The organism is Ruegeria sp. BF8, assembly GCF_056538625.1.
In genome coordinates this window covers 17,274-44,008 of record NZ_JBQFTL010000006.1, presented here as the reverse complement: position 1 = coordinate 44,008, position 26,735 = coordinate 17,274, and the positions used below count along the sequence as shown (strand labels likewise).

36 protein-coding genes are annotated in these 26,735 nt (G+C 62.2%); 21 read left to right on the top strand and 15 right to left on the bottom strand.

The annotated features are described in order from the left end of the window. Positions 1–60 precede the first annotated feature (60 nt). Complete coding sequence (locus ACR0LD_RS17695) at positions 61–423, top strand: response regulator transcription factor (protein WP_170342693.1); 363 nt, start codon at positions 61–63, stop codon at positions 421–423. On the opposite strand, the gene ACR0LD_RS17690 is transcribed toward ACR0LD_RS17695, so the two are convergent. Beyond that, positions 405–1,394: a glutathione S-transferase family protein gene (locus ACR0LD_RS17690; RefSeq protein WP_480638272.1), complete on the bottom strand. Its 990-nt coding sequence runs from the start codon at positions 1,392–1,394 to the stop codon at positions 405–407. The genes ACR0LD_RS17695 and ACR0LD_RS17690 overlap by 19 nt on opposite strands. 214 nt (positions 1,395–1,608) lie before the next feature. Between ACR0LD_RS17690 and ACR0LD_RS17685 the strand changes: the two genes are divergently transcribed. Then, positions 1,609–1,962, top strand: coding sequence for a hypothetical protein (locus ACR0LD_RS17685; RefSeq protein ID WP_093965240.1), 354 nt, complete (start codon positions 1,609–1,611; stop codon positions 1,960–1,962). Positions 1,963–1,982: 20 nt separating this feature from the next. Here the strand turns inward: ACR0LD_RS17685 and ACR0LD_RS17680 are convergent, their stop codons facing one another. Then, positions 1,983–3,155, bottom strand: a complete 1,173-nt coding sequence (locus tag ACR0LD_RS17680) for a MalY/PatB family protein (protein ID WP_480638270.1) — start codon at positions 3,153–3,155, stop codon at positions 1,983–1,985. Between the two features lie 94 nt (positions 3,156–3,249). Between ACR0LD_RS17680 and def (ACR0LD_RS17675) the strand changes: the two genes are divergently transcribed. Genes def (ACR0LD_RS17675) through ACR0LD_RS17650 form a run of 6 tightly spaced genes read left to right on the top strand, consistent with a single transcriptional unit; the run spans position 3,250 to position 6,278 of the window. After that, positions 3,250–3,768, top strand: coding sequence for a peptide deformylase (gene def, locus ACR0LD_RS17675; protein ID WP_170361514.1), 519 nt, complete (start codon positions 3,250–3,252; stop codon positions 3,766–3,768). Then, positions 3,765–4,259 carry a peptide deformylase gene (def, locus tag ACR0LD_RS17670; protein WP_005981313.1) on the top strand — a complete coding sequence of 165 codons (495 nt, stop codon included), beginning with the start codon at positions 3,765–3,767 and terminating at the stop codon, positions 4,257–4,259. The genes def (ACR0LD_RS17675) and def (ACR0LD_RS17670) overlap by 4 nt, the downstream gene beginning before the upstream one ends. A gap of 6 nt (positions 4,260–4,265) precedes the next feature. Beyond that, a complete protein-coding gene (gene fmt, locus ACR0LD_RS17665) occupies positions 4,266–5,186 on the top strand; it encodes a methionyl-tRNA formyltransferase (RefSeq protein WP_480638268.1) in 921 nt (306 codons plus the stop codon). Then, entirely contained in the window at positions 5,186–5,422 is a 237-nt protein-coding gene (locus ACR0LD_RS17660; protein ID WP_005981317.1) for a hypothetical protein, read from the top strand. The genes fmt and ACR0LD_RS17660 overlap by 1 nt, the downstream gene beginning before the upstream one ends. Position 5,423: 1 nt before the next feature. Further along, a complete protein-coding gene (locus ACR0LD_RS17655; protein WP_149776373.1) occupies positions 5,424–5,660 on the top strand; it encodes a GlsB/YeaQ/YmgE family stress response membrane protein in 237 nt (78 codons plus the stop codon). Between the two features lie 57 nt (positions 5,661–5,717). Then, on the top strand, positions 5,718–6,278 hold the full coding sequence (locus tag ACR0LD_RS17650; protein ID WP_170361520.1) for a DinB family protein: 561 nt from the start codon (positions 5,718–5,720) through the stop codon (positions 6,276–6,278). Here the strand turns inward: ACR0LD_RS17650 and ACR0LD_RS17645 are convergent. The 6 genes from ACR0LD_RS17645 to ACR0LD_RS17620 all read right to left on the bottom strand — a co-directional run bounded on the left by ACR0LD_RS17645 (position 6,275) and on the right by ACR0LD_RS17620 (position 10,108). Further along, on the bottom strand, positions 6,275–6,898 hold the full coding sequence (locus ACR0LD_RS17645; RefSeq protein ID WP_170343413.1) for a trimeric intracellular cation channel family protein: 624 nt from the start codon (positions 6,896–6,898) through the stop codon (positions 6,275–6,277). The two genes, ACR0LD_RS17650 and ACR0LD_RS17645, sit on opposite strands and share 4 nt — an antisense overlap. After that, positions 6,895–7,362, bottom strand: coding sequence for a ribonuclease HI (rnhA, locus tag ACR0LD_RS17640; protein ID WP_170343414.1), 468 nt, complete (start codon positions 7,360–7,362; stop codon positions 6,895–6,897). Before rnhA ends, ACR0LD_RS17645 begins: the two co-directional genes overlap by 4 nt. Then, positions 7,355–7,939: a methyltransferase domain-containing protein gene (locus ACR0LD_RS17635; RefSeq protein WP_170367947.1), complete on the bottom strand. Its 585-nt coding sequence runs from the start codon at positions 7,937–7,939 to the stop codon at positions 7,355–7,357. The genes rnhA and ACR0LD_RS17635 overlap by 8 nt, the downstream gene beginning before the upstream one ends. After that, a complete protein-coding gene (locus ACR0LD_RS17630; protein ID WP_170361528.1) occupies positions 7,936–8,388 on the bottom strand; it encodes a DUF3429 domain-containing protein in 453 nt (150 codons plus the stop codon). The genes ACR0LD_RS17635 and ACR0LD_RS17630 overlap by 4 nt, the downstream gene beginning before the upstream one ends. Continuing rightward, positions 8,385–9,335, bottom strand: coding sequence for a 4-hydroxy-3-methylbut-2-enyl diphosphate reductase (ispH, locus tag ACR0LD_RS17625; RefSeq protein ID WP_480638265.1), 951 nt, complete (start codon positions 9,333–9,335; stop codon positions 8,385–8,387). The genes ACR0LD_RS17630 and ispH overlap by 4 nt, the downstream gene beginning before the upstream one ends. A 200-nt stretch (positions 9,336–9,535) precedes the next feature. Beyond that, positions 9,536–10,108 carry a LabA-like NYN domain-containing protein gene (locus tag ACR0LD_RS17620; protein WP_093965260.1) on the bottom strand — a complete coding sequence of 191 codons (573 nt, stop codon included), beginning with the start codon at positions 10,106–10,108 and terminating at the stop codon, positions 9,536–9,538. 136 nt (positions 10,109–10,244) lie between these two features. On the opposite strand from ACR0LD_RS17620, the gene folK reads away from it, so the two are divergent. The 9 genes from folK (at position 10,245) to rnc (ending at position 17,348) form a co-directional block, all read left to right on the top strand. Beyond that, complete coding sequence (gene folK, locus ACR0LD_RS17615; RefSeq protein ID WP_409233607.1) at positions 10,245–10,814, top strand: 2-amino-4-hydroxy-6-hydroxymethyldihydropteridine diphosphokinase; 570 nt, start codon at positions 10,245–10,247, stop codon at positions 10,812–10,814. A 94-nt stretch (positions 10,815–10,908) separates the two neighbouring features. Next, a complete protein-coding gene (gene rpoZ / locus ACR0LD_RS17610; RefSeq protein WP_170343419.1) occupies positions 10,909–11,262 on the top strand; it encodes a DNA-directed RNA polymerase subunit omega in 354 nt (117 codons plus the stop codon). Positions 11,263–11,288: 26 nt separating this feature from the next. Then, complete coding sequence (locus ACR0LD_RS17605; RefSeq protein ID WP_170343420.1) at positions 11,289–13,421, top strand: RelA/SpoT family protein; 2,133 nt, start codon at positions 11,289–11,291, stop codon at positions 13,419–13,421. Positions 13,422–13,437: 16 nt separating this feature from the next. Beyond that, positions 13,438–14,136, top strand: coding sequence for a DUF2062 domain-containing protein (locus tag ACR0LD_RS17600; RefSeq protein WP_170392217.1), 699 nt, complete (start codon positions 13,438–13,440; stop codon positions 14,134–14,136). After that, entirely contained in the window at positions 14,129–14,875 is a 747-nt protein-coding gene (locus tag ACR0LD_RS17595) for a pyridoxine 5'-phosphate synthase (RefSeq protein ID WP_480638263.1), read from the top strand. The genes ACR0LD_RS17600 and ACR0LD_RS17595 overlap by 8 nt, the downstream gene beginning before the upstream one ends. Positions 14,876–14,912: 37 nt before the next feature. Then, positions 14,913–15,359, top strand: a complete 447-nt coding sequence (locus ACR0LD_RS17590; RefSeq protein ID WP_170439874.1) for an ABZJ_00895 family protein — start codon at positions 14,913–14,915, stop codon at positions 15,357–15,359. Beyond that, positions 15,356–15,802 (top strand): holo-ACP synthase, encoded by a 447-nt coding sequence (gene acpS / locus ACR0LD_RS17585; RefSeq protein ID WP_093965271.1) that lies wholly within the window; start codon positions 15,356–15,358, stop codon positions 15,800–15,802. The genes ACR0LD_RS17590 and acpS overlap by 4 nt, the downstream gene beginning before the upstream one ends. Before the next feature lie 32 nt (positions 15,803–15,834). After that, positions 15,835–16,671, top strand: a complete 837-nt coding sequence (gene lepB / locus ACR0LD_RS17580) for a signal peptidase I (protein ID WP_170361538.1) — start codon at positions 15,835–15,837, stop codon at positions 16,669–16,671. After that, complete coding sequence (gene rnc / locus ACR0LD_RS17575) at positions 16,668–17,348, top strand: ribonuclease III (protein WP_170366282.1); 681 nt, start codon at positions 16,668–16,670, stop codon at positions 17,346–17,348. Before lepB ends, rnc begins: the two co-directional genes overlap by 4 nt. A 66-nt stretch (positions 17,349–17,414) precedes the next feature. Here the strand turns inward: rnc and ACR0LD_RS17570 are convergent, their stop codons facing one another. Next, a complete protein-coding gene (locus ACR0LD_RS17570) occupies positions 17,415–18,833 on the bottom strand; it encodes a multicopper oxidase family protein (protein WP_480638260.1) in 1,419 nt (472 codons plus the stop codon). Positions 18,834–18,993: 160 nt separating this feature from the next. On the opposite strand from ACR0LD_RS17570, the gene era reads away from it, so the two are divergent. Beyond that, on the top strand, positions 18,994–19,902 hold the full coding sequence (era, locus tag ACR0LD_RS17565) for a GTPase Era (protein WP_480638259.1): 909 nt from the start codon (positions 18,994–18,996) through the stop codon (positions 19,900–19,902). Next, complete coding sequence (locus ACR0LD_RS17560; protein ID WP_170367960.1) at positions 19,899–20,228, top strand: DUF1491 family protein; 330 nt, start codon at positions 19,899–19,901, stop codon at positions 20,226–20,228. Before era ends, ACR0LD_RS17560 begins: the two co-directional genes overlap by 4 nt. A 7-nt stretch (positions 20,229–20,235) precedes the next feature. On the opposite strand, the gene trhA is transcribed toward ACR0LD_RS17560, so the two are convergent. After that, positions 20,236–20,883 (bottom strand): PAQR family membrane homeostasis protein TrhA, encoded by a 648-nt coding sequence (trhA, locus tag ACR0LD_RS17555; RefSeq protein WP_170367962.1) that lies wholly within the window; start codon positions 20,881–20,883, stop codon positions 20,236–20,238. 159 nt (positions 20,884–21,042) lie between these two features. Here trhA and recO point away from each other — a divergent pair, with 159 nt between their 5' ends. Next, positions 21,043–21,768: a DNA repair protein RecO gene (gene recO / locus ACR0LD_RS17550; protein WP_480638256.1), complete on the top strand. Its 726-nt coding sequence runs from the start codon at positions 21,043–21,045 to the stop codon at positions 21,766–21,768. On the opposite strand, the gene ACR0LD_RS17545 is transcribed toward recO, so the two are convergent. The 3 genes from ACR0LD_RS17545 to ACR0LD_RS17535 form a co-directional block, all read right to left on the bottom strand. Further along, a complete protein-coding gene (locus ACR0LD_RS17545; RefSeq protein WP_480638254.1) occupies positions 21,752–22,144 on the bottom strand; it encodes an META domain-containing protein in 393 nt (130 codons plus the stop codon). The two genes, recO and ACR0LD_RS17545, sit on opposite strands and share 17 nt — an antisense overlap. Positions 22,145–22,169: 25 nt before the next feature. Further along, positions 22,170–22,697, bottom strand: a complete 528-nt coding sequence (locus tag ACR0LD_RS17540; protein WP_480638252.1) for a hypothetical protein — start codon at positions 22,695–22,697, stop codon at positions 22,170–22,172. 246 nt (positions 22,698–22,943) lie between these two features. After that, positions 22,944–24,635: an acyl-CoA dehydrogenase family protein gene (locus ACR0LD_RS17535; RefSeq protein WP_480638251.1), complete on the bottom strand. Its 1,692-nt coding sequence runs from the start codon at positions 24,633–24,635 to the stop codon at positions 22,944–22,946. A 144-nt stretch (positions 24,636–24,779) separates the two neighbouring features. On the opposite strand from ACR0LD_RS17535, the gene ACR0LD_RS17530 reads away from it, so the two are divergent. Continuing rightward, positions 24,780–25,544 (top strand): sulfite exporter TauE/SafE family protein, encoded by a 765-nt coding sequence (locus ACR0LD_RS17530; protein ID WP_170434808.1) that lies wholly within the window; start codon positions 24,780–24,782, stop codon positions 25,542–25,544. 4 nt (positions 25,545–25,548) lie between these two features. Here ACR0LD_RS17530 and ACR0LD_RS17525 read toward each other — a convergent pair whose 3' ends face one another. Both ACR0LD_RS17525 and ACR0LD_RS17520 read right to left on the bottom strand, forming a co-directional pair. Continuing rightward, the gene (locus ACR0LD_RS17525) at positions 25,549–26,091 is read right to left on the bottom strand and encodes a hypothetical protein (RefSeq protein ID WP_254430024.1); all 543 of its coding nucleotides are present in this window, start codon (positions 26,089–26,091) and stop codon (positions 25,549–25,551) included. A gap of 32 nt (positions 26,092–26,123) precedes the next feature. Further along, positions 26,124–26,414 carry a hypothetical protein gene (locus ACR0LD_RS17520; RefSeq protein WP_093965332.1) on the bottom strand — a complete coding sequence of 97 codons (291 nt, stop codon included), beginning with the start codon at positions 26,412–26,414 and terminating at the stop codon, positions 26,124–26,126. Positions 26,415–26,735 lie beyond the last annotated feature (321 nt).

Genomic DNA, 26,735 nt, shown 5'->3' with positions numbered 1-26,735 from the left:
GTGATCACAGCTTATGGGGGTCGGCACCACTCACCTTATCAAGTGCCGAGGTTGTTGCAAATGAAAGTTCTGATTGTTGAGAGTAACCCCGACCTGGGTCGGGTCTGGCAGCGGCACCTGGAACGGCAGGGGGCTGAGGTTTCTCTGGTCGAAAGCCAGGAGGCAGCGATCCTTGCACTGTATGGCACGCCCTTCGACATCATAATCTTGGATCTGGTTCTGGATTCAGGCAGCGCGTTGGCGGTCGCCGATTTCGCCAGCTACCGCCGCCCGGATGCCCGGGTGATTTTCGTCACCAACACCACGTTTTTTTCCGACGGGTCGATCTTTGCCCACAGCCCCAACGCCTGCGCCTATGTCCAGAGCGGAACGCCGCCCGAGGATCTGGCGGCCATGGTCGAGCACTACGCCGCGGGTCGCTGATCGCGTCCGTGCGGCTCCCAATAGTCCAGGGTGGGGTTGATCGGGATGATCCGGTGCGGATTGATGCTGTCGTGACTGTAGTGATAGTGCCGCACGATATGGTGCAGGTTCACCGTGCCCGCCACGCCCGGCCATTGATACAGTTCGCGCGTGTAGGCCCACAGGTTGGGATAGTCGATCAGCCGCCTGCGGTTGCATTTGAAATGCAGGTGATAGACCGGGTCGAACCGGATCAGGGTCGTGAACAGGCGCCAGTCGGCCTCGGTCAGGCGATCCCCCATCAGGTATCGGTTCGTGGACAGCCGATCTTCCAGCCAATCCAGCGTGTCGAACAGGGGGTGCACGGCCGCGTCATAGGCCTCCTGCGAGGTGGCAAAGCCGGATTTGTAGACGCCGTTGTTCACGTTTGAGTAGACCCTCGCATTGACCTCTTCGATCCCGTCGCGCATCTCGGCGGGCCAGTAGTCGTCGGTGTTGCCAGTGATTTGGTCGAAGGCCGAATTGAACATGCGGATGATTTCCGAGCTTTCATTCGACACGATGGTCTCTTGCACCTTGTCCCACAAGATCGGCACCGTCACCCGGCCCGAGTAGTTCGGGTCGGCGCGTGTGTAGACCTGATAGGCATAGTCCAGCCCATACAAAGCATCGCCGGTGGCGCCGTGATCGTCGGTCTGGAAAGTCCATCCGCGGTCCAGCATGTCCGGATGAACCACCGATACGGTGATCAGGTCCTGAAGTTCCTTGAGTTGGCGGAAGATCAACGTCCGGTGCGCCCATGGACAGGCCAGGCTGACATACAGGTGATATCGCCCGGCTTCAGCCTTGAAACCATCCTTGCCCGAGGGACCCGCACTGCCATCGGTCGTTATCCAGTTTCGAAACTGGGCCGCCGAACGTTTGAACGCTCCGCCGGTGGATTTCGTGTCGTACCAGGTGTCGTGCCAGGTGCCGTCGACCAACAGGCCCATCTTGGATCCTCCGTTTCCGAGTCCGGACAAAGCTTAGTGCGACAGCGCCGCAGTTCACATCGCCGACGGCGCGCAGCATCTCTGCGCAGTCGCACAGTGCCGCCCGGGATGTCTGTGCAACAAATCGCCCACAGGTCCGCGTCAACGGTCGGACTTCACTGGATTTTTACGAAGATACCCCCACAATAGATAGCATAGCTTGGGGGGAATTTTGATGAGTACTTATGTTTCCAAGGAAATTAGCGCCGAATTGGATGCGGCCCGAATCGCATCGCTCAAGAAGTCCAGCCGCCTGCGGGTGGAAATGGGCGACAATACCTACAGAATCCTCAAATTGTGGAAGGATGGTTTCGCCGTCGAGGCCGAGACAACACCGCGTCTGCGTGGACTGGTCGATATTTTTGATGGCGCCAACCACCTGTATCAATGCCTGATCGTCGCTGACGAGGAAGACGGCGGCCAGATGCGATATGAGTTCAAGCGCAGCACCGTCGCGGCGGACAAGGCGCCACTGGATTTCTATCGCGCGCCGGATGCCCCAATCGCCCTTCTCGGCAAAGACGACTAGGGCAGATCGTTCACGCGGCCTTATTGAAGGTCGGAAAAAGCAAGTTTCAAACGGGCGCACGCGTCCTCGACCCGCGCCCGCTGAGTAGCGAGATTGAACCGTTCGAAGGTCTCGCCTCCCGTTCCAAAACCTGGGCCGGATGACGTTGCGATCCGCGCATCATCGCGCAGACGGCGCACGAATTCGGCGTGATCCATGCCGGTGCCCGAGAAATCGACCCAGGCCAGGTAGGTTGCCTGCAAGGGCATCGACCACAGACCGGGGATTTCGGAGATCGCTGCATCGAATATCGCGCGGTTGCCCCTCAGGTGGTCGATCTGGGCATCCACCCATTGCGCACCTTCGGGCGTGTAGGCCGCGGTGATCATCGCCACGCCAAGTGCGCTGGGGTCATAGTCCAACGTGTTCAGCCGGTGACGCATCTGCGCCCGCAGCGTGTCGTCGGGAATGATCATGTTCCCGGTGCGCTGGCCTGCGATATTGAAGGTCTTGGACGCCGCTGTCAGCGTCACCGTCCAGGGCCGTGCATCCGGCGCGGCCACGTCCATCGGCACGAATTTGTGCCCGGGATAGACCAGATCGTGATGGATCTCGTCCGAGATCAGGATCAGCCCGTTGCGTTCGGCAAAGGCCGCCACCGCACGCAGCTCGTCCGGTGTCCAGACCCGCCCCGACGGGTTTTGCGGCGAACACAAGATCAACATCCGTTCCGACCCGTCCAGCCGCGACTGAGCGTCGTCCAGGTCGATCTCATAGGTGTCGCCGGCCCGCACCAAGGGGCATTCGACCACCCGGCGGCCAGTCTTGTTCACCTTGTGCGCAAACTCGTGGTAGACCGGCGTGAAGATCACGACCCCGTCCCCCGGCTCGGTCCAGACATCGAGGCTCAGCGCGATGGCGTTGCCCAGACCTTGCGAGGTCAGGATCCAATCGGTGTCGATCGCCCAGTCGTGACGGTTCTGCATCCACCACCGCACCGCCTGCAGATAGGCCGGGTGCTGCCAGGAATAGCCGAACACCCCGTGATCGGCCGCGCGGCGCACCGCCTCGATCACGCAGGGCGCGGTGGCATAGTCGGAATCGGCGGTCCACATGGCCAGCCCGTCCTCGGGCGAGACGCCGAACAGCTGCTCCATCTTGTCCCATTTCGAGCTGAAGGTGCCCCGGCGGTCGATGAGGTCGTTGAAAGTCATGTCTGCTCCATTCGTTGGCCTGAAAGCTATCGGGAAATTCGCCCGGCGCAAGGGGGGCGTTGCGGCCACGCGCGCGATGACCTAAATCAGCCCCATGAAACGCAACATCCTGATCCATCCCGATCCCCGCCTGAAAAAGGTCTGTGCGCCCGTGGACGACCTGTCGGACGAGCTGCGCGCGCTGGCCGACGACATGCTGGAAACCATGTATGATGCGCCGGGCATCGGGCTGGCCGCGCCCCAGATCGGCGTGCTGGAACGGCTGATCGTTCTGGATTGCGTCAAAGAGGAAGGCGCCACCCCCCGCCCGCTGGTGATGTTCAACCCCGAGATCATCTCGGCCTCGGACGAAACCAGCGTCTACGAGGAAGGCTGCCTGTCGATCCCCGATCAGTTCGCCGAGGTCACCCGCCCGGCCGAGGTCGAGGTTGCCTGGATGGACAAGAACGGCAAGGCGCAGCGCGAAACCTTCGACGGGCTCTGGGCCACCTGCGTGCAGCACGAGATCGACCACCTGAACGGCAAGCTGTTCATCGACTATCTCAAGCCGTTGAAACGGCAGATGATCACGCGCAAGATGGTCAAGCTCAAGCGTGAGCTGGCCCGCGCATGACCGTCCGTCCCTGCCTGCCATGGCCCGACAAGCGCCTGCGTACCAAGGCCGAACCGGTGACTGAAATTACCGACGAGATCCGCGCCATCTGGGACGACATGATCGACACGATGGAGGCGATGCCCGGCGTCGGCCTGGCGGCGCCCCAGATCGGCGTGATGCTGCGGCTGGCGGTCGTGGACGGCTCGGCCGAGCGTGGCCGCGCGGTGCGCCTGGCCAACCCCGAAATCCTGCACAGCTCGATCGAACTGCGCGAGCATGACGAGGCCAGCCCGAACCTGCCGGGCGTGTCGGCCAAGATCAAACGTCCGCGTGCGGTGACGGTCCGGTTCCTCAATGAAAAAGGCGAGATCGACCGGCGCGATTTCGTCGGCATCGAAGCCACCAGCGTGCAGCACCAGATCGACCATCTGAACGGCCGGATGTATTTTGACCGTCTCAGCAAGGTCAAACGCGACATGCTGCTGCGCAAGGCGAAAAAGGCGGGGTAGGGCGGCATGCGCGTCATCTTCATGGGAACGCCCGAGTTTTCGGTGCCGGTGCTGGATGCGCTGGTGCAGGCCGGGCACGAGATCGCCGCCGTCTATTGCCAGCCCCCGCGCCCGGCCGGTCGCGGCAAGAAGGACCGGCCCACGCCGGTGCATGCCCGCGCCGAGGCGCTGGGCCTGCCGGTGCGCCATCCCACCTCGCTGAAATCGCCCGAGGAACAGGCCGCCTTTGCTGCGCTGAAGGCCGATGTGGCCGTGGTCGTGGCCTATGGGCTGATCCTGCCGCAGCCGATTCTGGACGCACCCCGGCATGGCTGCCTGAACATCCACGCCAGCCTGCTACCGCGCTGGCGCGGGGCCGCGCCGATCCACCGGGCGATCATGGCGGGCGATGCCGAGACCGGCGTCTGTATTATGCAGATGGAGGCCGGCCTGGACACCGGCCCCGTCCTGCTGCGTCAGGCCACCCCGATCGGACCCGAGGAAACCACCGCCCAGCTGCATGACCGCCTGTCGGCGATGGGCGCCGATCTGATCGTGCAGGCTCTGGACCGCCTGCCCGAGCTGACTCCCGAACCGCAGCCCGAGGTCGGCGTGACCTATGCCGCAAAAATCGACAAGGCCGAGGCCCGCGTGGACTGGTCGCGCCCAGCTGTCGAAGTCGATCGCCAGATCCGCGGCCTGTCGCCATTTCCCGGCGCCTGGACTCAGATTGAGGGCGAGCGCGTCAAGCTGCTCGCCTCGCGCCTGTCGGACGGGCAGGGCGTGCCGGGCGAGGTGCTGGACGACGCGCTGCGCGTGGCCTGCGGCACCGGCGCAGTCGAACTGCTGCGCTTGCAACGGGCGGGCAAGGCGGCGCAGGATAGGGAAACCTTCCTGCGGGGCTGGCCGATCCCGGCCGGAACCCGCCTCGGCTCGGAGACGTCCTGATGTTCATGGTGATGATGGGTACCGTCGTGATTGCCGGCATCGTCGGCTATCTGTCCGAGGTGACGGGCTTTACCCACAACGGTTATCTGCAATCCATCATCATCTGCGTGGGCGGGGCGTTCCTGTTCTATTTCATCCGCATCATGTTCGGCATCAGCTTTGGACCGCCTGGGCTGGATGCGGTGATCTCGTCGGTGGGGGCCTTGATCATCGTGCCCACGCACTGGAGGAAATGAGATGCCCGTCCTTGCCTTGATCGTCATCGGCGCCGCGGCCGGATTTTTGGCCACCCGCCTGATGCGGATCGAGGCGGACATCCCCACTACCCTGCTGATCGGTATCGCCGGGGCCGTGGTGGGCGGGCTGATCATGCGCGCCTTGCTGACGGTCATGGGCTGGATGCCCGGATTCGTCGGCGCGGTGCTGGGCGCGCTGCTGCTGATCTGGATCTGGAAGACCTATTTCCGGCGTTGATGCGGCAGGCCGCAGGCCACGCTAGACAGTGCTTTGGCAATCAACTAGGCATCGGCAATGAAAAACTATTTTTTCCCACAAGCTTATAACAACGCATGGGCCAACCACCGAATTCTGGAGGCTTGCGCGCAATTGCCCCCCGAAGAACTGGCGAAGCACCGTACTGGTTTCTTCCCGTCCATCATCGAGACTCTCAATCACATTTATACGGTTGATCTTTTCTACGTCACCGCTCTGGAAGGCCGGCCAATGGGATTGGACGCCTTCGACCCGGAAACTCCCTATCCCGACTTGCCCGAGCTTTCGGCGCACCAACGCGCCATCGACCGACGTTTCGTGGATGTTTGCCGCGATGAGAAGGTTTTGGATGAAACTGCACGCGTCAGGATTCCACGTGGGGAATTGGTGCAAGTCGAGCGGTACGACCGCACGATCCTGCACTTGCTGCAGCACCAGATTCACCATCGGGGGCAAGTGCATTCGATGCTTTCGGACACGATGATCGCTCCGCCGCAATTGGATGAGTTCTTCATGGAGTGGGAGGCTGACAGATCGTTGCGGGCCGAAGATTTCACATCTCTGAACCTGACCGAGGAAGAGGTCTGGCGCGGCCTCTAGCTCCGCGGCGGGCGTGCCTTGTAGACCGGCAACTGCCAGCCGAACAGCAGCGATCCGGCCCGCAATGCCCAGCAGGAGAGTGCGCACAGGCCCAGCGCCAGCAGCGTCTCCAGCCCCAGACGGGTGGCCAACACGGCCACAAGCGCCCCGGTGAAGGCGCATGAGACATAGAGCTCGCCCTGTTTCAGCACCAGCGGCACCTCGTTGCAGACCACGTCGCGCATCAGCCCGCCCAGGCAACCGGTGGTCACACCCATCAACACCACGATCACGCCCGACTGACCCAGCGCCAGCGCCGCGCCAGTTCCCGCGGCCGCGGCGATCGACAGCGCGAAACTGTCCAGCCAGACCAACCAGTTGTAGCGGCTTTCGACCAGATGCGCGGTGAAAAACACGACCACCGCCGCCGCCACCGCGATCAGGATATAGTCAGGTTGGCCCACCCAGAAGACCGGGTGCCGATCCAGCAGCAGATCACGCACCGTGCCACCGCCCACCGCCGTCAGACAGGCGATGAAGGCAAATCCCACAAGATCCAGCTGCGCCCGGCTGGCCACCAGCGCCCCGGTCAGCGCAAAGACCAGAACCGAGGCATAGTCCAGCAGGGCCAGACCGCTCATGTGCGGGCCTTTTTCGGCTTGAAAGGGGCCATGCCTGCGCGTGCCAACTCATCTGCGCGTTCGTTTTCGGGGTGGCCGGCATGGCCCTTGACCCATTCCCAGGTCACGTCATGGCGCTGTTGGGCTTCGTCCAGCCGCTGCCACAGGTCCACGTTCTTGACGGGCTTCTTGCTTGCGGTCTTCCAGCCGTTGCGCTTCCACCCGTGGATCCAGCCCGTCACCCCGTTTTTCACATAGGCGCTGTCGGTCACGATTGTGATCTTCGAGGGCCGCTCCAATGTTTCGAGCGCGCTGATCGCGGCCAGAAGCTCCATCCGGTTGTTGGTGGTCTCGGCCTCGCCGCCGCTCAACTCGCGCTCTTTCAGGACGGTTTCTCCATCCATCGCCCGCAGCAGCACGCCCCAGCCCCCCGGGCCGGGATTGCCGGAACAGGCACCATCGGTATAGGCAAACAGATCAGGCATGGGCCAGCACCAGAATGAAACCGTCATAAGAACCGGCCAGCCCCTTTCCCATACCGGTGGTGACACGGTCAATGACGAACCCGGCCTCGACCAACGCGGTCTCGATCTCGGGGCGCGTGAAATAGGTGTAGTAGCGGTCCAGTTCGTCGCGATGCTCTCCGGTGCCCAGTTTGAGGCCCAGAAAGAACACGCCGCCCGGCTTCAGGGCCCGGTGGATGGCGGCCAGGTGTCGCGGGAATTCGGCGCGCGGGGCGTGCAGCAGGGAAAAGCTGGCATAGACCCCATCGTATTCGGCCGTTTCGGTCACGTCGTCGAACGTGCCCAAATGCGCGTCCACGCCATTTGCGCGGGCGTGTTCGACAAAGGCAGGTGTGGCGTCCAGCGCCCGAACCCGCAGCCCCTGGCGCAGAAAGAAACCGCTGTCCGAACCCGGACCCGACCCCAGATCCAGCACCAGCCCGTCGCCGACCGCCTGCGCAAATGCTGCGCGCGCCTCGATCTGTTCGGGCGGCAGCGGCACTTTCAGATAGTCGTCCACACGGGTTGTGTAGGCGTCGATGGTTCGTTTGTCGCTCACAGGACTACTCCGACGGCCAGGCAAGTCAGCACGACGGCGCTCAGCAGCAGCCGCAGTTTCATCCACCAGCGCGGGGTCAGGCCCCAGGACCAGAACAGCGCGTCCAGCACCAGCAGCCCGGCAAAGCCGATCATCAGGTTGGTGCCCGCGTCGACCGGCCCGCCGCCGGTGGTGAAGAACGCCCACAGCGCCGGCAGTACCGACAACCCATAGCACAGCGCCGCCCGGCTGCCCGAGGTCTTCGTGGCAAAACCCCAAAGAACGCCGGACATGAAGCTGAGGATCACAGCGCCATAAAACAGCTGCACATAGGGCCCCACGAACCGGGGACCCAGCGCGCGGCTGCCCCAGTCGTTCAGGTCTCCGCTTAGGTAGGTCAGCGCGCCCCAGACGAAGGGGATCAGACCGGCCAGGCCCAGAACCAATGGTGCGCGGGGGATGCCGCTCATGCGGGCACGCGCAGAATGCGGGGCACCTTGAACTCGACATTCTCGGCGGCGGTTTCGACGGTTTCGACGGTCACGTCAAAGCGGTCGCGGAAGGCGTCGATCACCTCGTTCACCAGAACTTCGGGGGCCGAGGCACCGGCGGTGATGGCGATGCTGGAAATCCCCTCGAGCGCCCGCCAGTCGATGTCGGTGGCGCGCTGCACCAGCTGGGCATAGGTGCAGCCCGCCTTGGACGCCACCTCGACCAGGCGGCGCGAGTTCGAGGAGTTGGGCGCACCTACCACCAGCAGCGCGTCCGACTTGGGTGCGACAGTCTTCACCGCCTCCTGCCGGTTGGTGGTGGCATAGCAGATGTCTTCCTTGTGCGGGCCGACAATGGCCGGGAACCGGTCCTGCAGCGCGGCCACGATGTCGTGCGTGTCGTCCACCGACAGGGTGGTCTGGGTGACAAAGGCCAGTTTTTCGGGGTCGCGGACCTGCACCCCGGCCACATCGTCAACCGTTTCCACCAGCAGAACCTCGCCCTCGGGCAGCTGGCCCATGGTGCCGACGGTTTCAGGGTGGCCCTTGTGGCCGATCATGATCATCTGCAACCCGGCCTCGGCATGGCGCTGGGCCTCGATATGGACCTTGGACACCAGCGGGCAGGTGGCGTCGACATAGATCATCTCGCGTGCGGCTGCGGCGGCGGGCACCGACTTGGGCACGCCGTGGGCGGAAAAGATCACCGGCCGGTCATCGGGGCATTCGTCCAGTTCTTCTACAAAGACGGCACCCTTGGCGCGCAGCCCGTCCACGACGAACTTGTTGTGCACGATCTCATGCCGGACATAGACCGGGGCGCCCCATTTCTGCAGGGCCATTTCCACGATCTTGATCGCGCGGTCCACGCCAGCGCAGAACCCGCGCGGGGCGGCCAGATACAGGGTCAGGGGGGGCTTGGTCATGCGTCTGTCTCCTTGAAAGGGACAGGTAAGGCTTTTCCACCTGTTGGTCCAGTCAGGACAGCCTTGTCATCATGCTGACATGAAGTCCTGTTAGCCAATACCCGCTTGAGCACGGGTTTTTGATTAAAGAAGCGCGGCCAGGACACGAAGTCCTGACCGCGCGATTGCTCCACATGTGTGAGTGGTGGATGGCGGAGTTCTTATTTTCCTGCGACGGCTACCGTACGCGGTTCATCGGACACGTCCCGCGGAGGGCGTCCGATCACGTCGCGCAGGTCGTCAAGCTCGATGAAATTGTCGGCCTGACGACGCAGCTCGTCCGAAATCATCGGCGGCTGGCTGCGGATGGTCGAGACGACCGACACGCGCACGCCCTGACGTTGCAGGCTGGCAATCAGCGGGCGGAAATCCCCATCACCCGAAAACAGCACGATATGATCCACGCGCGGCGCAAGCTCCATGGCATCGACGGTCAGTTCGATGTCCATGTTCCCCTTGACCTTACGGCGCCCCATGCTGTCGGTGTATTCCTTGGCCGGCTTGGTCACCATGGTGAAGCCGTTGTAATGCAGCCAATCGACAAGCGGACGGATCGGTGAGTATTCGTCGTTTTCTAGCAGCGCTGTGTAGTAGAAGGCTCTGAGAAGCTTGCCTCGACGCATGAATTCCTGGCGAAGCAACTTGTAATCGATGTCAAACCCCAGTGCTTTTGCGGCGGCGTACAGATTCGAGCCGTCGATGAACAGCGCAAGCCGTTCGTCCTTGTAAAACATTAATTTGTCCTTCCGGTATCGCTCAACGCGCGGAGGTGTCTGTGAGTGAAAAAAATAAATTCGCGCATTGATGCCTTTAAAATAGGCTATTTGACCTGTATCGCAAGTATTCTCTGAACGGAATACGGGGATAAAAGTGGTCAAATCCATGTCAAAAGTGGTCGTGGCGTTGGGGGCAAATCTCACCTTGAGAGGAAACGGGCCCAAGGTGACACTCGCGCAGGCTCTCGAGGTCATGGAGGCCAAGGGGCTGGTGATTCGGGCCAAAAGCCGGCTGTTTTCGACCCCCTGCTTCCCTGCGGGCGCCGGCCCGGACTACGTGAACGCAGCCGCTGTGATCGAGACGGAACTGGATCCGCGCGGTGTTCTGGACCTGCTGCACGAGGTCGAGGCCGAGTTCGGCCGCGCCAGGGTTCAGCGTTGGGGTATGCGCACACTTGATCTTGATCTTGTCTGCTGGGACGACCGCGTTCTGCCGGACCTGGACGGATACCGCCGCTGGTTGGATTTGCCGATGGACCAGCAGGTGCGATCCGCGCCCGAACAACTGATAGTGCCGCACCCGCGGCTGCAGGACCGGGCATTCGTGCTGGTTCCAATGGCTGACGTCGCGCCCGATTGGCGCCATCCGGTGCTGGATTTGACCGTCCGGGAAATGATCGGACAGCTGCCTGCGGACGAGGTTGCCGCCGTAACCCCCCTCTGAGCCGCCAATGCTGGGCATTTCCCGCTTGTCAAGGCAGAGAATCGCGCTTAGATAAACCCCTTCCTGACACGGATTCATTTGTGGAGAGCGCCTCATGGCCCGCGTGACGGTCGAAGACTGCGTAGACAAGGTACCGAACCGGTTCGAACTGGTGATGCTTGCCGCCCATCGTGCGCGCGAGATTTCCACTGGCGGATCGATCACCGTTGACCGCGACAACGACAAGAACCCCGTCGTGGCTCTGCGCGAGATTGCCGAAGAAACCCAGACGGCGGACGAGCTGCGTGAACGTCTGATCGAGGCCAACCAGACACAGATCGAGGTCGACGAGCCCGAAGAAGATCAGATGGCGCTGTTGATGGGTGCAGAGTCGGACAAGCCGGCAGATGACGACATGTCCGAAGAGAAACTCCTGCGTGCCCTGATGGAGGCCCAGGGGCAGGGGTAAGCCCTGCAAGCGAAGGTGCGGACCGGATGATTTCTGTTGAAGACCTGATTGCGCTGGTCCGCAACTACAACCCCAAGACAAATGCCGATCGCATCGCCCGGGCCTATGAGTTCGGAATGCAGATGCATGAAGGGCAGTTCCGGCACTCGGGCGAGCCCTATTTTTCGCATCCCGTCGCAGTTGCCGCCATTCTGACCGAGCAGCGCCTGGACGATGCCACGATCATCACCGCGCTGCTGCACGACACGATCGAGGACACCAAGGCAAGCTATTCCAAGATCGCCGAACTGTTCGGTGACGAGGTGGCGATGCTGGTCGACGGTGTCACCAAGCTGACCAACCTGCAGCTTTCCAGTCGCGAAACCAAGCAGGCCGAGAACTTTCGCAAACTGTTCATGGCCATGTCCAAGGACCTGCGGGTGATCCTGGTCAAGCTGGCCGACCGCCTGCACAATATGCGAACGATCAAGGCAATGCGCCCTGAAAAGCAGGTGCAGAAAGCGCGCGAAACGATGGACATCTACGCGCCGCTGGCCGGCCGGATGGGCATGCAGTGGATGCGCGAAGAGCTTGAGGACCTGGCGTTCCGCGTCCTCAATCCCGAAGGCCGCCAGTCGATCATCCGCCGCTTCATCACGCTGCAGCGCGAAACCGGCGACGTGATTCACCGGATCACCGGCGACATGCGGCACGAGCTTGAGAAAGCGGGGATCGAGGCCGAAGTCTTTGGTCGCGCCAAGAAACCCTACTCGATCTGGCGCAAGATGCAGGAAAAGGATCAGGGCTTTTCGCGCCTGTCCGACATCTATGGCTTCCGCATCATTACCCAGACCGAAGAAGACTGCTATCGCACCCTTGGGGCCATACACCAGCGCTGGCGCGCGGTGCCGGGGCGGTTCAAGGACTATATTAGCCAGCCGAAATCGAACGGTTACCGCTCGATCCATACGACGGTCTCGGGCCGTGACGGCAAGCGGGTCGAGGTGCAGATCCGTACCCGTCAGATGCATGATGTCGCCGAGACAGGTGTGGCCGCGCACTGGTCCTATCGTGACGGTGTGCGGACGGAAAACCCCTTTGCGGTCGATCCGGCCAAGTGGATCGCCAACCTGACCGAGCAGTTCGATACCGAGGAAGACCACGAAGATTTCCTCGAGGCGGTGAAGCTCGAGATGTATTCGGACCAGGTCTTCTGCTTCACCCCCAAGGGCGACGTGGTGAAACTGCCGCGCGGGGCGACCCCGATCGATTTCGCCTACGCGATCCATACGCGTATCGGCCATGCCTGTGTCGGAGCCAAGGTGGACGGTATCCGTGTGCCGCTGTGGACGCGGCTCAAGAATGGCCAATCGGTCGACATCATCACCGCCGACGGCCAGACCCCGCAGGTGACCTGGCTTGAGATTGCCGTGACCGGCAAGGCCCGCACCGCCATCCGCCGCGCGCTGCGCGAGGTTGACCGTGAACGGTTCATCAAACTGGGACGCGAACTGGTCCGCGCGGGGTTCGAACATGTTGGCCGCAAGGCGACCGACAAGGCATTGGAAACCGCCGCCAAACACCTGCGCATCAAGAACAGCGATGAGTTGCTGGCCCGCGTCGGCAGTGCCGAACTGACCGCCCATGATGTAGTGGCCGCGGTCTATCCCGACCTGACCCGCGACGAGGGCGAAGCAATCCCCTTGCGTCGCGCCGTGATCGGGCTTGAGCCGGGGCAGGGGTTTGAACGCGCGCCGTGCTGCCAGCCTTTGCCGGGCGAACGCATCGTGGGCATCACGTCTCGGGGCAAGGGCGTGGTGGTGCATTCCATCGATTGCGATCGCCTTGCCGAATTCGAGGATCAGCCGCAACGGTGGGTGAACCTTCACTGGCATACCGGCACGCACCCGGCCGCTTATGGCGCCACGTTGGAGCTGACCATCGGCAACGACGCCGGCGTGCTGGGACGTATTTGCACATTGATCGGCGAGAAAAAGGCCAATATCTCGAACCTGGAATTCGTGGACCGGAAGCCAGATTTCTATCGTCTGCTTATCAGTATCGAGGTGCGGGATCTTGAACAGCTGCATTCGCTGATGCTGATGCTCGAGGCGGAAAGTGACGTGGCTGCGGTCGAACGGTATCGGGACATGACAAGCGCTGCGGTCGCAGCTGGCTGAGAAGGGGTGATCAGGAGTGGTTTTCAAGCGCCGTGATCGCCGCTCGGTACTCCAAGTCCTGTCCGAGTTGGTCTATCCTCGCGGCGGTTGGACCCGCGCCTTCCACTATGTCAAACACCGCGTCCGTCGTCTTCCGGACTCGCCCGAACGCATTGCCCGTGGGGTAGGGGCCGGGGTGTTCGCGTCCTTCACCCCATTCTACGGCCTTCATTTTCTGGTTGCCGCGGTCTTGGCCCGGATGCTGAACGGCAACATCCTTGCCGCGTTGAGCGGCACGTTTTTCGGCAACCCGCTGACCTACGTTCCGATCGGCGTGGTCTGCCTGCAAACTGGGCATTTCCTGCTGGGCACCGAATACGAAGAGGGCGACACCAAGGGGCTTATGGGCAAATTTGCCAGTGCAATGGGGGACCTCAAGGATAACTTCCTGGCGATGTTTTCCGATCGGGTCGCTGACTGGCACGGGCTGTCGCAATTTTATGACGACGTGTTCTTTCCCTACATGATTGGCGGCATCATTCCCGGCATCGTGGCCGGCGTGATCTGCACCTATATCAGCCTGCCGGTGATCCGAACCTATCAGATGCGCCGCCGCGCAAAGATCAAGGCGAAGTTCGAAGAAATCAAACGCTTGGCCGAAGCAAGCTCTGCCGTTCCCCGACCAAACCCGATAGGCTCGGGCGACGCGAACAAAAAGGATTCGAAGGATGTCTGACACCCCTCTGCGCCTGGGCGTGAATATCGACCATGTTGCCACCGTGCGCAACGCCCGTGGCGGCGCCTATCCCGACCCGCTTCGCGCCGCAAAGCTTGCCGAAGAGGCCGGGGCCGACGGCATCACTGCGCACCTGCGCGAAGACCGGCGGCATATCTCGGATGCGGATATCGACGGGCTGATGGAGGTTCTGACTGTTCCGCTGAACTTTGAAATGGCGGCTACGGATGAGATGCAGAAGATCGCTCTGCGTCACAAGCCGCACGCCGTCTGCATCGTCCCCGAAAAGCGCGAGGAACGTACCACCGAAGGTGGCCTGGAAGTCGCGCGCGACGAAAACCGTCTGGCGCATTTCATCGCGCCGCTTCGTGACGTCGGTTGCCGCGTGTCGATCTTCATCGCCGCAGACCCCAAGCAGATTGAGGCCGCCCACCGCATCGGCGCCGAAGTGATCGAGCTGCACACAGGTGCCTATTGCGACGCCCATGCCGAGGGTCGGGTGGACGACGCGGAACGCGAACTGGAGGCGCTGCGCAAGATGTCCACCTTTGCCCATTCGCTGGGCCTCGAAGTGCATGCCGGCCATGGCCTGTCCTATGACACGGTCCAGCCCGTTGCCGCCTTTCCCGAAGTGCGCGAGTTGAACATTGGTCATTTCCTGATCGGCGAGTCCATCTTCCGGGGCCTCACCCTAGCCATTCAGGAAATGCGCCGCCTGATGGATGAGGCGCGCCAATGAGCCACTGCCTTGAAGCCTCCTTCTTCTGGATCTTCCGATGCGCTTGAACACTCCCAGGTTTCTTGTCGTCTTCGTGATCACATCGATCGCGGTCCCGGCTGTTTTGTTTGGCGTTTCGGCGGTGTTCGGAATTGACTTGTCCAGCAGTTTCCTGCCGTTCATCCCCTTTTTGGCCGCCGCGACTTTCGAAGGACACCGACAGGTTCAGACGCACCAGACCATGCCGGGCAGCGGCGACATGTGGAGCGCCGCACTATGGATGGGCATCGTCGGCATGTTGGCTAACCTGGTCATGGCTGGGCTGTTCTTTCTTGTCGTTCCAGGCATGTCCGAGGGATTGGCCGGTATCCCGGTGAACTTTTTGGTGATCGGTTTCACGATCACCTTTGTCGTGGCGTTTCTCATTTCGCGACTATTCCTGTGGGTGGGCGCCCGGTCTGCGTTCAAGGCTCTTGAAAGGGCAAAGAAAGAGACGCACTCATGATACTCGGCATTGGTACGGATCTTGCGAATATCGAGCGCATTCAGGGCACGCTCGATCGGTTCGGTGACCGGTTCCGCAACCGTGTCTTCACCGAGACCGAGCAGCGCAAGGCCGAGCGCCGGCGGGATACGGCCGGAACCTACGCCAAGCGCTGGGCCGCAAAAGAGGCGTGCTCCAAGGCGCTGGGCACGGGGCTGCGTATGGGCATCGCCTGGAAGGACATGGCAGTTACCAATCTGCGCACAGGTCAGCCCGTGATGCATGTGACCGGCTGGGCCGCCGAACGGCTGAAGGAAATGACGCCCGAAGGGCACGAGGCGATCATCCACGTCACCTTGACCGACGATCATCCATGGGCGCAGGCCTTCGTGGTGATCGAGGCGCGCCCGCTTGGTGATCCCGACGCAGCGGCCTTGACACCCCCGCGACCGCGCCGCATGTAACCCCCCGAGCCGAGCAAGGACTGGAGAGCAGTATGGCCGAGCAAGCCAAATCCGGAAACGCCATCTGGGAGACGATCAAGACCATCGTCTATGCCCTGCTGATCGCGGGCGTTTTCCGCACTCTGTTCTTTCAGCCGTTCTGGATTCCGTCGGGGTCGATGAAACCCACGCTGCTGATCGGTGATTTCCTGTTCGTCAACAAGATGGCCTACGGCTATTCCTACGCGTCCTGCCCCAGTCTGATCATCCCCAGCGTCGGCCTCGATGTCGATGCCGAGGACATCTGCGGCTGGATGGGGGGCGACAATACCCGACTGCTGGGCGGCGAGCCCGAGCGGGGCGACGTCATCGTGTTCCGCCATCCGGTTTCGGGGCGTGACTACATCAAGCGACTGATCGGCCTGCCCGGAGACAAGATCCAGATCAAGGATGGCGTGGTCTACATCAACGGTACCGAAGCCAAGCAGACCCCGGATGGCACTTTTACCGAAATCGCCGAGCCGCAAGGGCCTCAACGTCTTCGGCCGCGCTGTGAAAATGGCCCGGTCGGTGTCGGCGGCACCTGTGAAAAGACCCGGATGATCGAAACGCTGTCGGGCGGCGTGTCGCATGAAATCCTGAATATCGGCAATCAGAGCACTGACAACACGGGTGTCTACACCGTGCCGGAAGGGCACTACTTCTTCATGGGCGACAACCGTGACAACTCCAGTGACAGCCGCGTGCCGCAGGTCGCAGGCGGCGTCGGCTACGTTCCTTATGAAAACCTGATCGGTCGAGCCGACCGCATCATGTTCTCGTCCGCCGGGCGTTCGATGCTGTTTTTCTGGACCTGGCGCGGTGACCGGTTCTTCAAGGCGGTCAATTGAAGCTGTCGACCGACATGAAGGCGTTCGAAAAACGCCTTGGACACAGGTTCGCCAATCCCGAACTACTGGTTCGGGCGCTGACCCATGGTTCGGTCTCGTCTTCGACGCGTCCGGACAACCAGCGGCTCGAGTTTCTGGGTGACCGTGTGCTGGGGCTTGTGATGGCCACCGCTTTGCTCGAGGCCGATCAGAAGGCCACCGAAGGCCAGCTGGCCCCCCGTTTCAACGCGCTGGTGCGCAAGGAAACCTGTGCCGACGTTGCCCGCCAGATCGATATCGGCGCGGTTCTGAAGCTGGGCCGGTCAGAGATGCTGTCGGGCGGGCGCCGCAAGCAGGCGCTCTTGGGCGACGCCATGGAGGCAGTTATAGCCGCGGTCTATCGCGATGCCGGTTTTGAGGCGGCGCAGCAAGTGATCCTGTCGCTGTGGGGCGACCGGATTCACACGGTCGAAGCGGATGCGCGCGATGCCAAGACATCGCTTCAGGAATGGGCGCAGGCGCGCGGGCAGAAACCGCCCGCTTATGTCGAGATTTCGCGCAGCGGCCCGGATCACGCCCCTGTTTTCACCATCGCGGCCCGGCTGCAGGACGGATCCGAGGCCCAAGCAACGGCCGGCTCCAAACGTCAGGCGGAACAGGCGGCTGCGCAGGCTCTGCTGGATCGTGTGACAAGCTGATCTCTTCGATCGCGGTGTTACCTGCTCTTGATCTGTCCGGGAATGTCCGCGAGGGCTGTCCACCTATCACGAACTACGTCTGCAACGGCTAGACCTTGCCGCTCTAACGACCCGCAAGAACCCGGTCAGCCCGGTCTTCTGGTGTTCGATCACATGGCAGTGAAAGGCCCAGTCGCCCGGATTGTCTGCGACCAGCCCGATTTCGACGACCTCGTCTTTCAACAGCAGCATGGTGTCCGTCACCAGCGGCGGCAATTCTCGCAGGTTTGATCGCAACGGCACAAAGACCAGCCCGTGCAGATGGATCGGATGCAGGTTCGGAGATTCATTGCGCAGCCTCAAGACATAGCTTTTGCCCAGTTCCAGCGTCGCCAGTGGCCCGACGTCCGCAGCAGCATCTCCGGGCCAGGGAACCCGGTTGATCGACCAGAAATTGTATCCAAGAGACCCGCAGAACCCATTGTCCGGCAGTTCACCTTCTGGCGTCCAGCCGAAGACGAATTCGTGCACCTGAGCGTTGCCGAGATCGGGCAGGGCGACCGGGTTCTTCGGCAAAGGCTTCAGTTCTCTCAGGTCCCGGTGCGCGGATCGCCCGACCGATCGCAGGCTGGCCATCGTCCTCAAGGGCTGACCGGGCAGTTTGGCCACAAGGTCGACCTGCGCCCCTTCGCCGCCTGGCATCGCAACGGCAAAGTCCACACGCTGACCGGGGCCCACTAGCAAGGGATCGTCGGCACTCGGCATCGGCAGTTCGACGGTGACCGGGTGACCGTCCCACGCGATGATCTGCGCGTTTCCGCCCGTCAGGTGCAACTTGTAGATCCGGGTCGTATCCGAATTGAGCAGTCGCAGCCGCACGAGGCTGCCGGCGGAGTGGTCATAGACTGGATGCTGGTGCCAGTTCGCGGTTTGCACATTGCCGAAAGTTCCGGCTCTGGCCGCGCCCCGCTGGGTGTAGGCTGGCAGAAATGCCCCCGTCTCGTCCAGGCGAAAGTCCCGCAGGTTGATCACTTGCTCGCTGTCGAACCCGACGTCTTCAGGCTCGGCGATGACCATCACTCCGGTCAGACCGTGCGCCATCTGCTCCATCGTCATGCAGTGCGGGTGATACCAGTAGGTTCCGGCGTCTGGGGGTGTGAACTCGTAGGTGAAGCTTTCGTTCTGTCCCAGGGGCATCTGGGTCAGATAAGGCACGCCATCCATATCATTGCGGATTCGCATCCCGTGCCAGTGCATCGAGGTATAGTCGGACAGAGTGTTTTTGACCGTCAGTTTCATCGCTTCACCCTGACGTCCAAAAAGGATGGGCGGAGGAGCGTCGGGGCTCAGGCTGACCATTCCTTGCGTAGGCTGGTCCCGAAACATGTAGCTGGCGCTTTGAACCACCAGTGCCTGATCGGAGTTATTGGACGCGAATGCAAGTCCACCCAAGCCCGCGGCCCCCATTGCGGCGCCGCCCGATAAAAGAAACTCCCGTCGTTTCATGCCTGATCCTCAAGATGCGGGTCGCGGCCTGGCTGGGATCGGCTTGGCCTGTGCGCCTGTCCTGCCATTCCCGTACCGGCCCGGCAATGCGACAAATGCCTCTGGCCCGCTGTGCCTTTCTGCGATAGGGATGCGCACTTGAAAACAGGATCACCACACAATGACGACACGCGCCGGATTCATCGCCCTGATCGGAGAGCCCAACGCAGGCAAATCCACCCTTCTGAACCGCATGGTCGGGGCCAAGGTCTCGATCGTGACGCACAAGGTGCAGACCACGCGTGCCCGTATCCGCGGCGTCGCGATGGAGGGTGATGCGCAACTGGTCTTCGTCGATACGCCGGGCCTGTTCAAACCCCGCCGCCGGCTTGACCGCGCGATGGTCGCGGCGGCGTGGGGCGGCGCGGCCGATGCCGACATCATCGTGCTGATGGTCGAAGCACATCGCGGTATCACCGAAGGCGTCGAGCGCATCCTGGATGGCCTGTCCGAGATCGCGCAGGGCCGCAAGGTGGCGCTGGCGATCAACAAGATTGACCGGGTCGAAGCCCCCGCGCTGCTGTCACTGACCCGCGACCTGAATGACCGCTTCCCCTTTGCCGAAACCTTCATGATCTCGGCCGAAAAGGGCCACGGCGTCGAGGACTTGCGTGCCTGGCTGGCCCAGCATCTGCCCGAGGGCCCCTGGCTCTATCCCGAAGACCAGATCGCCGATCTGCCGCTGCGCATGATCGCGGCCGAGATCACGCGCGAGAAGCTGACCCTGCGCCTGCATCAGGAACTGCCCTATCAGTTGACGGTCGAGACCGAGAACTGGGAAGAGCGAAAGGATGGTTCTGCCAGGATCGACCAGGTGATCTATGTCATGCGCGACGGCCACAAGGGCATCGTGCTGGGCAAGCGCGGCGAGACAATCAAGGCCGTCAGCCAGGCCGCTCGGGCCGAGTTGGAGGAATTCCTTGATCGCAAGGTCCACCTGTTCCTGCAGGTGAAGGTCCGGCCCAACTGGCTGGAAGAGGCCGAGCGCTACTCGGAAATGGGGCTGGATTTCAAAGACGGCAACGCATGACCCGCCTGACTGCCGAGTTCTGGGTCCACGCCTACCTAGCCCGGCTGCGCCTGCACGAGATCCCCGCCTTTGTCGTATCCCATGGCGACGACACTGCCGGCGCGGTTCTGGTCAAGCTCAACACGCTCGACGGCAATGCCACCGCCTTTCAGCGCAGCTTCGACCTGCTCAGCGGCGCACGCAAATGGATCGAGCTCGCCACAGGTCCCGAAGCCGAGGTGGACGAGGCCATCGCCCGTCAGCGCAGCTTTGACCCCGATCTCTGGGTGATCGAGGTCGAAGACCGGCAAGGCCGGCATCTGTTGAACGAGGAAGGGCTGGACTAGGGCTGCCTTACCACAAAGGCGACAGCGCCAGCCAGACGCCCGCGAACATGGCGATCCCGCCCAGGTTCACCCAGATATGCCAGATCGCATAGCGGTAGGGCAGCGTCTTGCGGGCGTAGAACGCGGTTCCGATCACATAGCAACCCGACCCGGCCAGAATGCACCACAACGTCGCCACCGGTACGCCCCGCAGATCGGGCAGGGCCAGCAGCCCCAGCGCGCCCAACCCCAGGTAGGATGCCGTCGACCAGCGCGATTTCACCGTCTCGTTGGTGATCTTGTTCCAGACCGCCACCGCTGTCAGCGCCCAACACACCACCAGCAGGCCCAGGGTCCAAGGCGTTCCAGCCAGAACGAAGAACGGCGTGAAGGTGCCCGTAATGCTGGGGTAGATCGCCGCGTGATCAATGCGCCGCAGCAGTGTGCGCCGCTCGTGCAGCGGTAGAAAGTGATAGGCCCAGGACGCCAGGTTCGACGCCAGCGCACACAAGACGTAAACCACGACGGCGACCACCAGCGCGGCTTGCAGATGGGTTGCCGCCTTAGCCACCAGCAAGCCGCCCGCAATCAAGATCAAAGCCAGGCCCACTGCATGCACCGTCATGTCCGCGCGGCGGAAGGCGGGGTTGAAACTGGGAAAGGTCGCGTCGGTCATGTCTGGTCTCGTGGCTGCCTGTTCTGGGTAATATCGCCCCGGGTCCAAGTCCACAATTCCGGCACGTCAGCCGGCGTCTTCCGATTGAATTTGCTTCTTTCCGCGCCGCGCCGTACCGTCGCGGTCCGACGCGATCTCAAGGCAACCCAAGGGCCCCGCATGGACTGGCGCGACCATGGCATTCTACTGACCGCCCGCCGCCACGGCGAAACCGCGGCCATCATCGAGGTGTTCACCGAAACCCATGGCCGCCATGCGGGCGTGGTGCGCGGGGGTGCCAGCCGCAAGATCGCGCCCATCCTGCAGCCCGGCGCGCAGTTGGACGTGCTGTGGCGGGCGCGGCTGCAGGAACATATCGGCACTTTCCAGGTCGAACCGCTGCGCTCGCGCGCGGCGGCGGCGTTTTCGGGGCGGCTGGCGCTGTCGGGGCTGAACGCGGTCGTGGCGCTGCTATCCTTCTGCCTGCCCGAACGCGAACCGCACCCCGGCATCTATCGACACACGGAACAGCTGATGGATCTGCTGGGCCAGGACGAGATCTGGCCGCTGGCTTACCTGCGCTGGGAACTGGCCCTGCTTGAAGAGCTGGGCTTTGGGCTAGACCTGACCCGATGCGCCGTGACCGGCACCACCGAGGGGCTGGCCTATGTCTCGCCCAAGACCGGCCGGGCGGTCAGCGCCGAAGGCGCCGGGGAATGGGCCGACCGGCTGTTGCCTCTGCCGCCGGTGCTGCGCGGGCAGGGGGCTGCCCCGGATGGCGAGATCGCCGCCGGGCTGCGCACGACCGGCTATTTCCTGGCGCATTGCGTGGCGCCATCGCTGGGTCACACGCCGCTGCCCGAATCCCGTGCCCGCTTTGTCGATCAGTTCACTCGGCGGCTTTGAACACCATCTCGTGCCCGTCCTCGTTGCGCAGGATCAGCACGTCGCCCGACACTTCGGACTGCGTCATCGCCAGCAGCGCGGCGAAATAGAACCCTTCGGCCTCAAGCCCGGCGCAGGCGGCGCGGGTGGCGGACAGGTCGGTGATTTCGAACCACGGATAGGGCGCGTTCAATGTGCCCGAGTAGCTGTTGCAGGGCGCGTTGCCGGCAATCTTGCCTTCCTCCGGAAAGCGCAGTAGGGCGCTGGCCTCATAGGGCTGGCCGTTCACCTCCTGCAGCACCCAGGTGCGGTCGGCCGCGCCGTAGGCGGCGACGCTCTCGTCGCGGTCGCATTGCAGCAGGGCAAGGGCGGGCAGGATCAGGCTCAGGCGCAGCATGAGGGTTTTCTACCGCGACTAGGCGTCATTGCGCCAGCAGTTCGGCGCGCACCTCCATCCGGGGGCGCCAGTTGTAGCGTGTGTCCTCGCGCACCGGGGCCCAGAACAGGTCACCCCCGTTGCGCCAGCCGTCCAGAACGATCGCGTCATAGGGCCCCTCGCCCTTGGCGCTGATCGCGGCCGAATGGTGGATGATCCGGAACGGGGTCGGCGGCGAGGTGATCCAGTGCAGGTCCAGCGTGCGGAAATTCTCTTGCCGCAGCCGCTTGAGCATGTCCTCGGCCCAGTCATTGCACAGCCCGCGTTCGCGAAAACCGTTGATGACTTTGGCGTTGTGGATGATCGCCGGATCGGTGACCCGGTATTCGGCCCTCAGCTGCAGCGCATAGTCATGGGCGATCTGCGCCGCGCGGGCGGCTTCCTGCGGATCGACATCGGGGCCTAGGTTCTGAATGGCGCGGGTCAGACCGGCAACATCGCCCGAGGTCGAGCCGGAGGGCGTGCTGCATCCTGCAAACAGGAGGCCAAGAACAAGGATCAGTAGGCGCGCCATGGTCACTCCGCAAAGATCGGTTCGGCATCTGCGTAGCCGCGGCGCAGCACGATGCGGTTCGACCGCTACTTAGCCGAAACCGGTACCAGGACCCAAGGGGGAATTTTCCCGGCCCATGTGTCCGGCGGGTCCGGTTGGGTGAAATGAACAGGGCAGATCTGGTCACTCGGCGCTTTTGGCTTGCCAGAAAAGAAAAGACCCGGCGCTGGGCCGGGTCAAGTTGGGGAAACCGCGACGGGCGGGCGTTCAGGCCAGCAGACGCCGCGCGATGACTTGCGCCTGAATCTCGGCGGCACCTTCAAAGATGTTCAGGATGCGGGCGTCGCACAGCACCCGGCTGATCTTGTATTCCAGTGCAAAGCCGTTGCCGCCGTGAATCTGCAACCCGTTGTCGGCCGCGGCCCAGGCGACACGGGCGCCCAGCAGCTTGGCCATCCCGGCCTCTAGGTCGCAGCGGTGGCCGTTGTCCTTCTCCCAGGCGCTGAAATAGGTCAGTTGGCGCGCGATCATGATCTCGACCGCCATCATCGCCAGCTTGCCGGACACGCGCGGGAAGTTGATCAGTGCCTTGCCGAATTGCTTGCGCTCCTGCGCGTATTGCATGGCGATGTCCAGCGCGCTTTGGGCCACGCCGATGGCGCGGGCGGCGGTCTGGATACGCGCGGATTCGAAGGTTTCCATGAGCTGCTTGAAGCCCTTACTTTCCTCGCCGCCCAGCAGGTTCTCGCCCTTGACGTGGAAGCCGTCGAAGGCCAGCTCGTATTCCTTCATGCCGCGATAGCCCAGCACCTCGATTTCGCCGCCGGTCATGCCGGGGGTCGGGAAGGGGTTGTCGTCGGTGCCGGGCGTTTTTTCAGCCAAGAACATCGACAAGCCCCGGTGGTCGGTGGTTTCGGGATCGGTGCGCGCCAGCAACGTCATCACATGGGTGCGCGCGGCATGGGTGATCCAGGTCTTGTTGCCCGTGATCTTGTAGTCGCCATTCTCGTCCTTGACCGCGCGGGTGCGCAGGCTGCCAAGGTCCGAGCCGGTGTTGGGTTCGGTGAACACGGCCGTCGGCAGGATCTCGGCGCTGGCGATCTTGGGCAGCCATTGGGCCTTTTGGTCGTCGGTGCCGCCCGCGATGATCAACTCGGCCGCGATCTCGGACCGGGTGCCAAGGCTGCCGACGCCGATATACCCGCGCGACAATTCCTCGGAAACCACGCACATCGACGCCTTGGACAGGCCGAACCCGCCATATTCTTCGGGAATGGTCAGGCCAAATACGCCCATCTCGGCCAGTTCCTCGATGATTTCCATCGGGATCAGCTCGTCCTTCAGGTGCCATTCATGGGCGTTTGGCTCGACCCGATCCAGCGCATAGCGGCGGAACTGCTCGCGGATCATCTCAAGCTCTTCGTCCAGGCCCGAGGCGCCGAACATGGTGGCCCCGGATTGGTCTTGCATTAGCTGAACCAGACGGCTGCGCGCGGCCTGGCTGTTGGCCTGTGCCATCAGAGTCTGCACCTCGGCGCATTGGAAGCCTGACAGCGCATCCCAACCCAGCCCCAGATCCTGCAGGCGCACGACCTCGCCCTGGTTCATCGGGATGCCGCCGGCGACCTGGTGCAGATATTCGCCAAAGGCGATCTGGTGCAGCAGCTGCTCCATCTCGCCGAACTTGCCCTGGGCGTCCAGCGCCTCGGCCCATTTCTGCATCTGTTGCAGCGACTGGTTGTAGGTCGCCAGCCAGGCCAGCCCATGCGCGGCGGTCTGGTTCGCCTCGACCAAAGCGCCCGAGACGCGACCCTCGGCCGAGACCACCTCGCGCACCGCATCGCGCGCCCGGTCAAAGACGGACTGAACCGCCGGCAGCGCGGTCCCCGTCAGGGTCAGAAGATCAGGCAGAACCGGCTGAGAAGTCATGTTCGTCATATCTTGTCCGTCATGGGCCATGAATCACGTCCTTTGCTGGGTTGTCTGGTCATATCATGCTGCAACTGCAGCGCAACAAAAATTCACAAAATGCGTCGAAAAGGTCCAAAAATTACGTAACGAATTTTGCGGTGCAGAGAAAATCTGCGGTGATATGTAGGGGCAATGGATCTGTTTTCTTTGATGTCCCTGCCCGAACTCTGCCTTGCGTTCGCGGTCGCCTTTCTGGCCGGAGCGGTGAAAGGCATGGTCGGCTTCGCCATGCCGATGGTCCTGATTTCGGGGCTGAGCATGATGCTGCCGCCCCAGCTTGCGCTGGCCGGGCTGATCCTGCCAACGGTTGTGACGAACGGGATCCAGGCCTTGAGAGAAGGACGCGCGGCAGCGATGTCTTCCATCCGGCAGTTCCGGGTCTTTCTTTCCGTCGGGCTGGTTTTTCTGTTGGGGAGCGCTCAGCTGATCAGCTTGGTTCCATCGCAGGCTTTCCTTCTGATGATCGGAATTCCCGTCACGTTCTTTGCCACGATCCAACTGCTGGGCGTGAAACTGAGCCTGTCTGAACAATCGCCGAAGATCGAGGCCGCAGTCGGTGCGGTTACCGGGTTCATTGGCGGCATATCAGGCGTTTGGGGACCTCCGACCGTTGCCTATCTGACTGCGCTGAATACCCCCAAATCTGAACAATTGCGCATTCAGGGTGTGATCTATGGCTTGGGAGCCTTGGCTCTGGTCGTGGCGCATATTGGATCAGGCGTGTTGCGGGCTGAAACCGTGCCGTTTTCGGCTGCGCTGACCCTTCCGGCTTTGGCCGGCATGTGGCTGGGTTTGCGGATGCATAATCGGATCGATCAGGCCACGTTCCGCAAGGCGACTTTGTTGGTTCTGATGATCGCAGGTGCGAACTTGCTGCGCAGGGGGGTGTTCGGTTGAACGCTCAACCTTTACGCTCAAAGTAGCGGAAGGCAAAAAACAGTCCGAACATCAGGAACAGCAGTCCCGACAGATCGCCGATCAAAAAGGCAAAATACTCGGCCGTCGCGCTGCCAAAAGCCAGGTTGGTCAGGCCGGACACCAGGATTGACGTGATGACCCCGACCCCCATGATGCAGGCCCAGCAGGGCGCGCGATCAGCGGCGGGAAACAGATCCCATCCCAGCCATTTCAACAAATAGAATACGGCCGGCGCCGTCGTGACCGCAATCAAGATGGCCAACAGGCGGCTTGTCAAAAAAACGTCCGAGCCACCGAGTGTCGCGAAAACCAGAAAGACACCGGGCAGCATGGCCAGTATCGCACGCCACCCCAAGAGCCACGCCGCAAGGACCCGCACGCCGTGCGGAAGAAACAACAGGCTGGCGCGGCTGGGGTACTCTGGAAAGAACACGTTCTGCATGGGCATCAAAACCCAAAATGTCAGAAACGATGCGCCGATATAGGCCAAAGAAGCGTAAAACGTGTCAGAGGCCCACGATCGCATCACGTCATGCTTCTTTCAGGATTGCTCAGCGGTCAACGCGGGGCGTTGACGACATACCGTCCCCGGTTGGCGTTCCCGCTTTGGGACAAGTAGCCCTTCTGTACCAGCGACTTGAGGGCGCGGAAGAAGGTCGGGCGCGAAACGCTTTGCACCAAAGTGTGCTCGATCAGGCCATAGGTCCGGACTTCGCGCGTGTCTTTCGACAATTCTTCGGCCGCGTAATAAATGTCACGCTCTACCGGAGAAAGCTCTTCGAGCCCCAACGTGCGTTCCATGCTCTGCATCAACTTGCGCAGTTCCGCCAGTTTCGAGATCTCGGTCATTTCCATTCCTGATTTTACCAGTGCCACCAGTTGATATCCGCTTGGTCAAATGACCCATGATAGTCGCCTATCACGCGGCATATCTCATGTTGACACTCATCCCCTTGATAATACACTACCGCCTTGATTAGGCTGCTCATCTTGCGAGTGTGAGTGTCCGCGCGCGAGCTGCCCAAAGGTTTTTTCAGTCTCGGCCCGGTGCATTTTGCGCCGGGCTATTTCCTTGTAATGGGTCCTTGATTTACTGCATGATTTTTAGGCGGGCAACGAATTTGTTCATGCCAATGTCACATTACAACTGCAGGAAGAACAAACAACTGC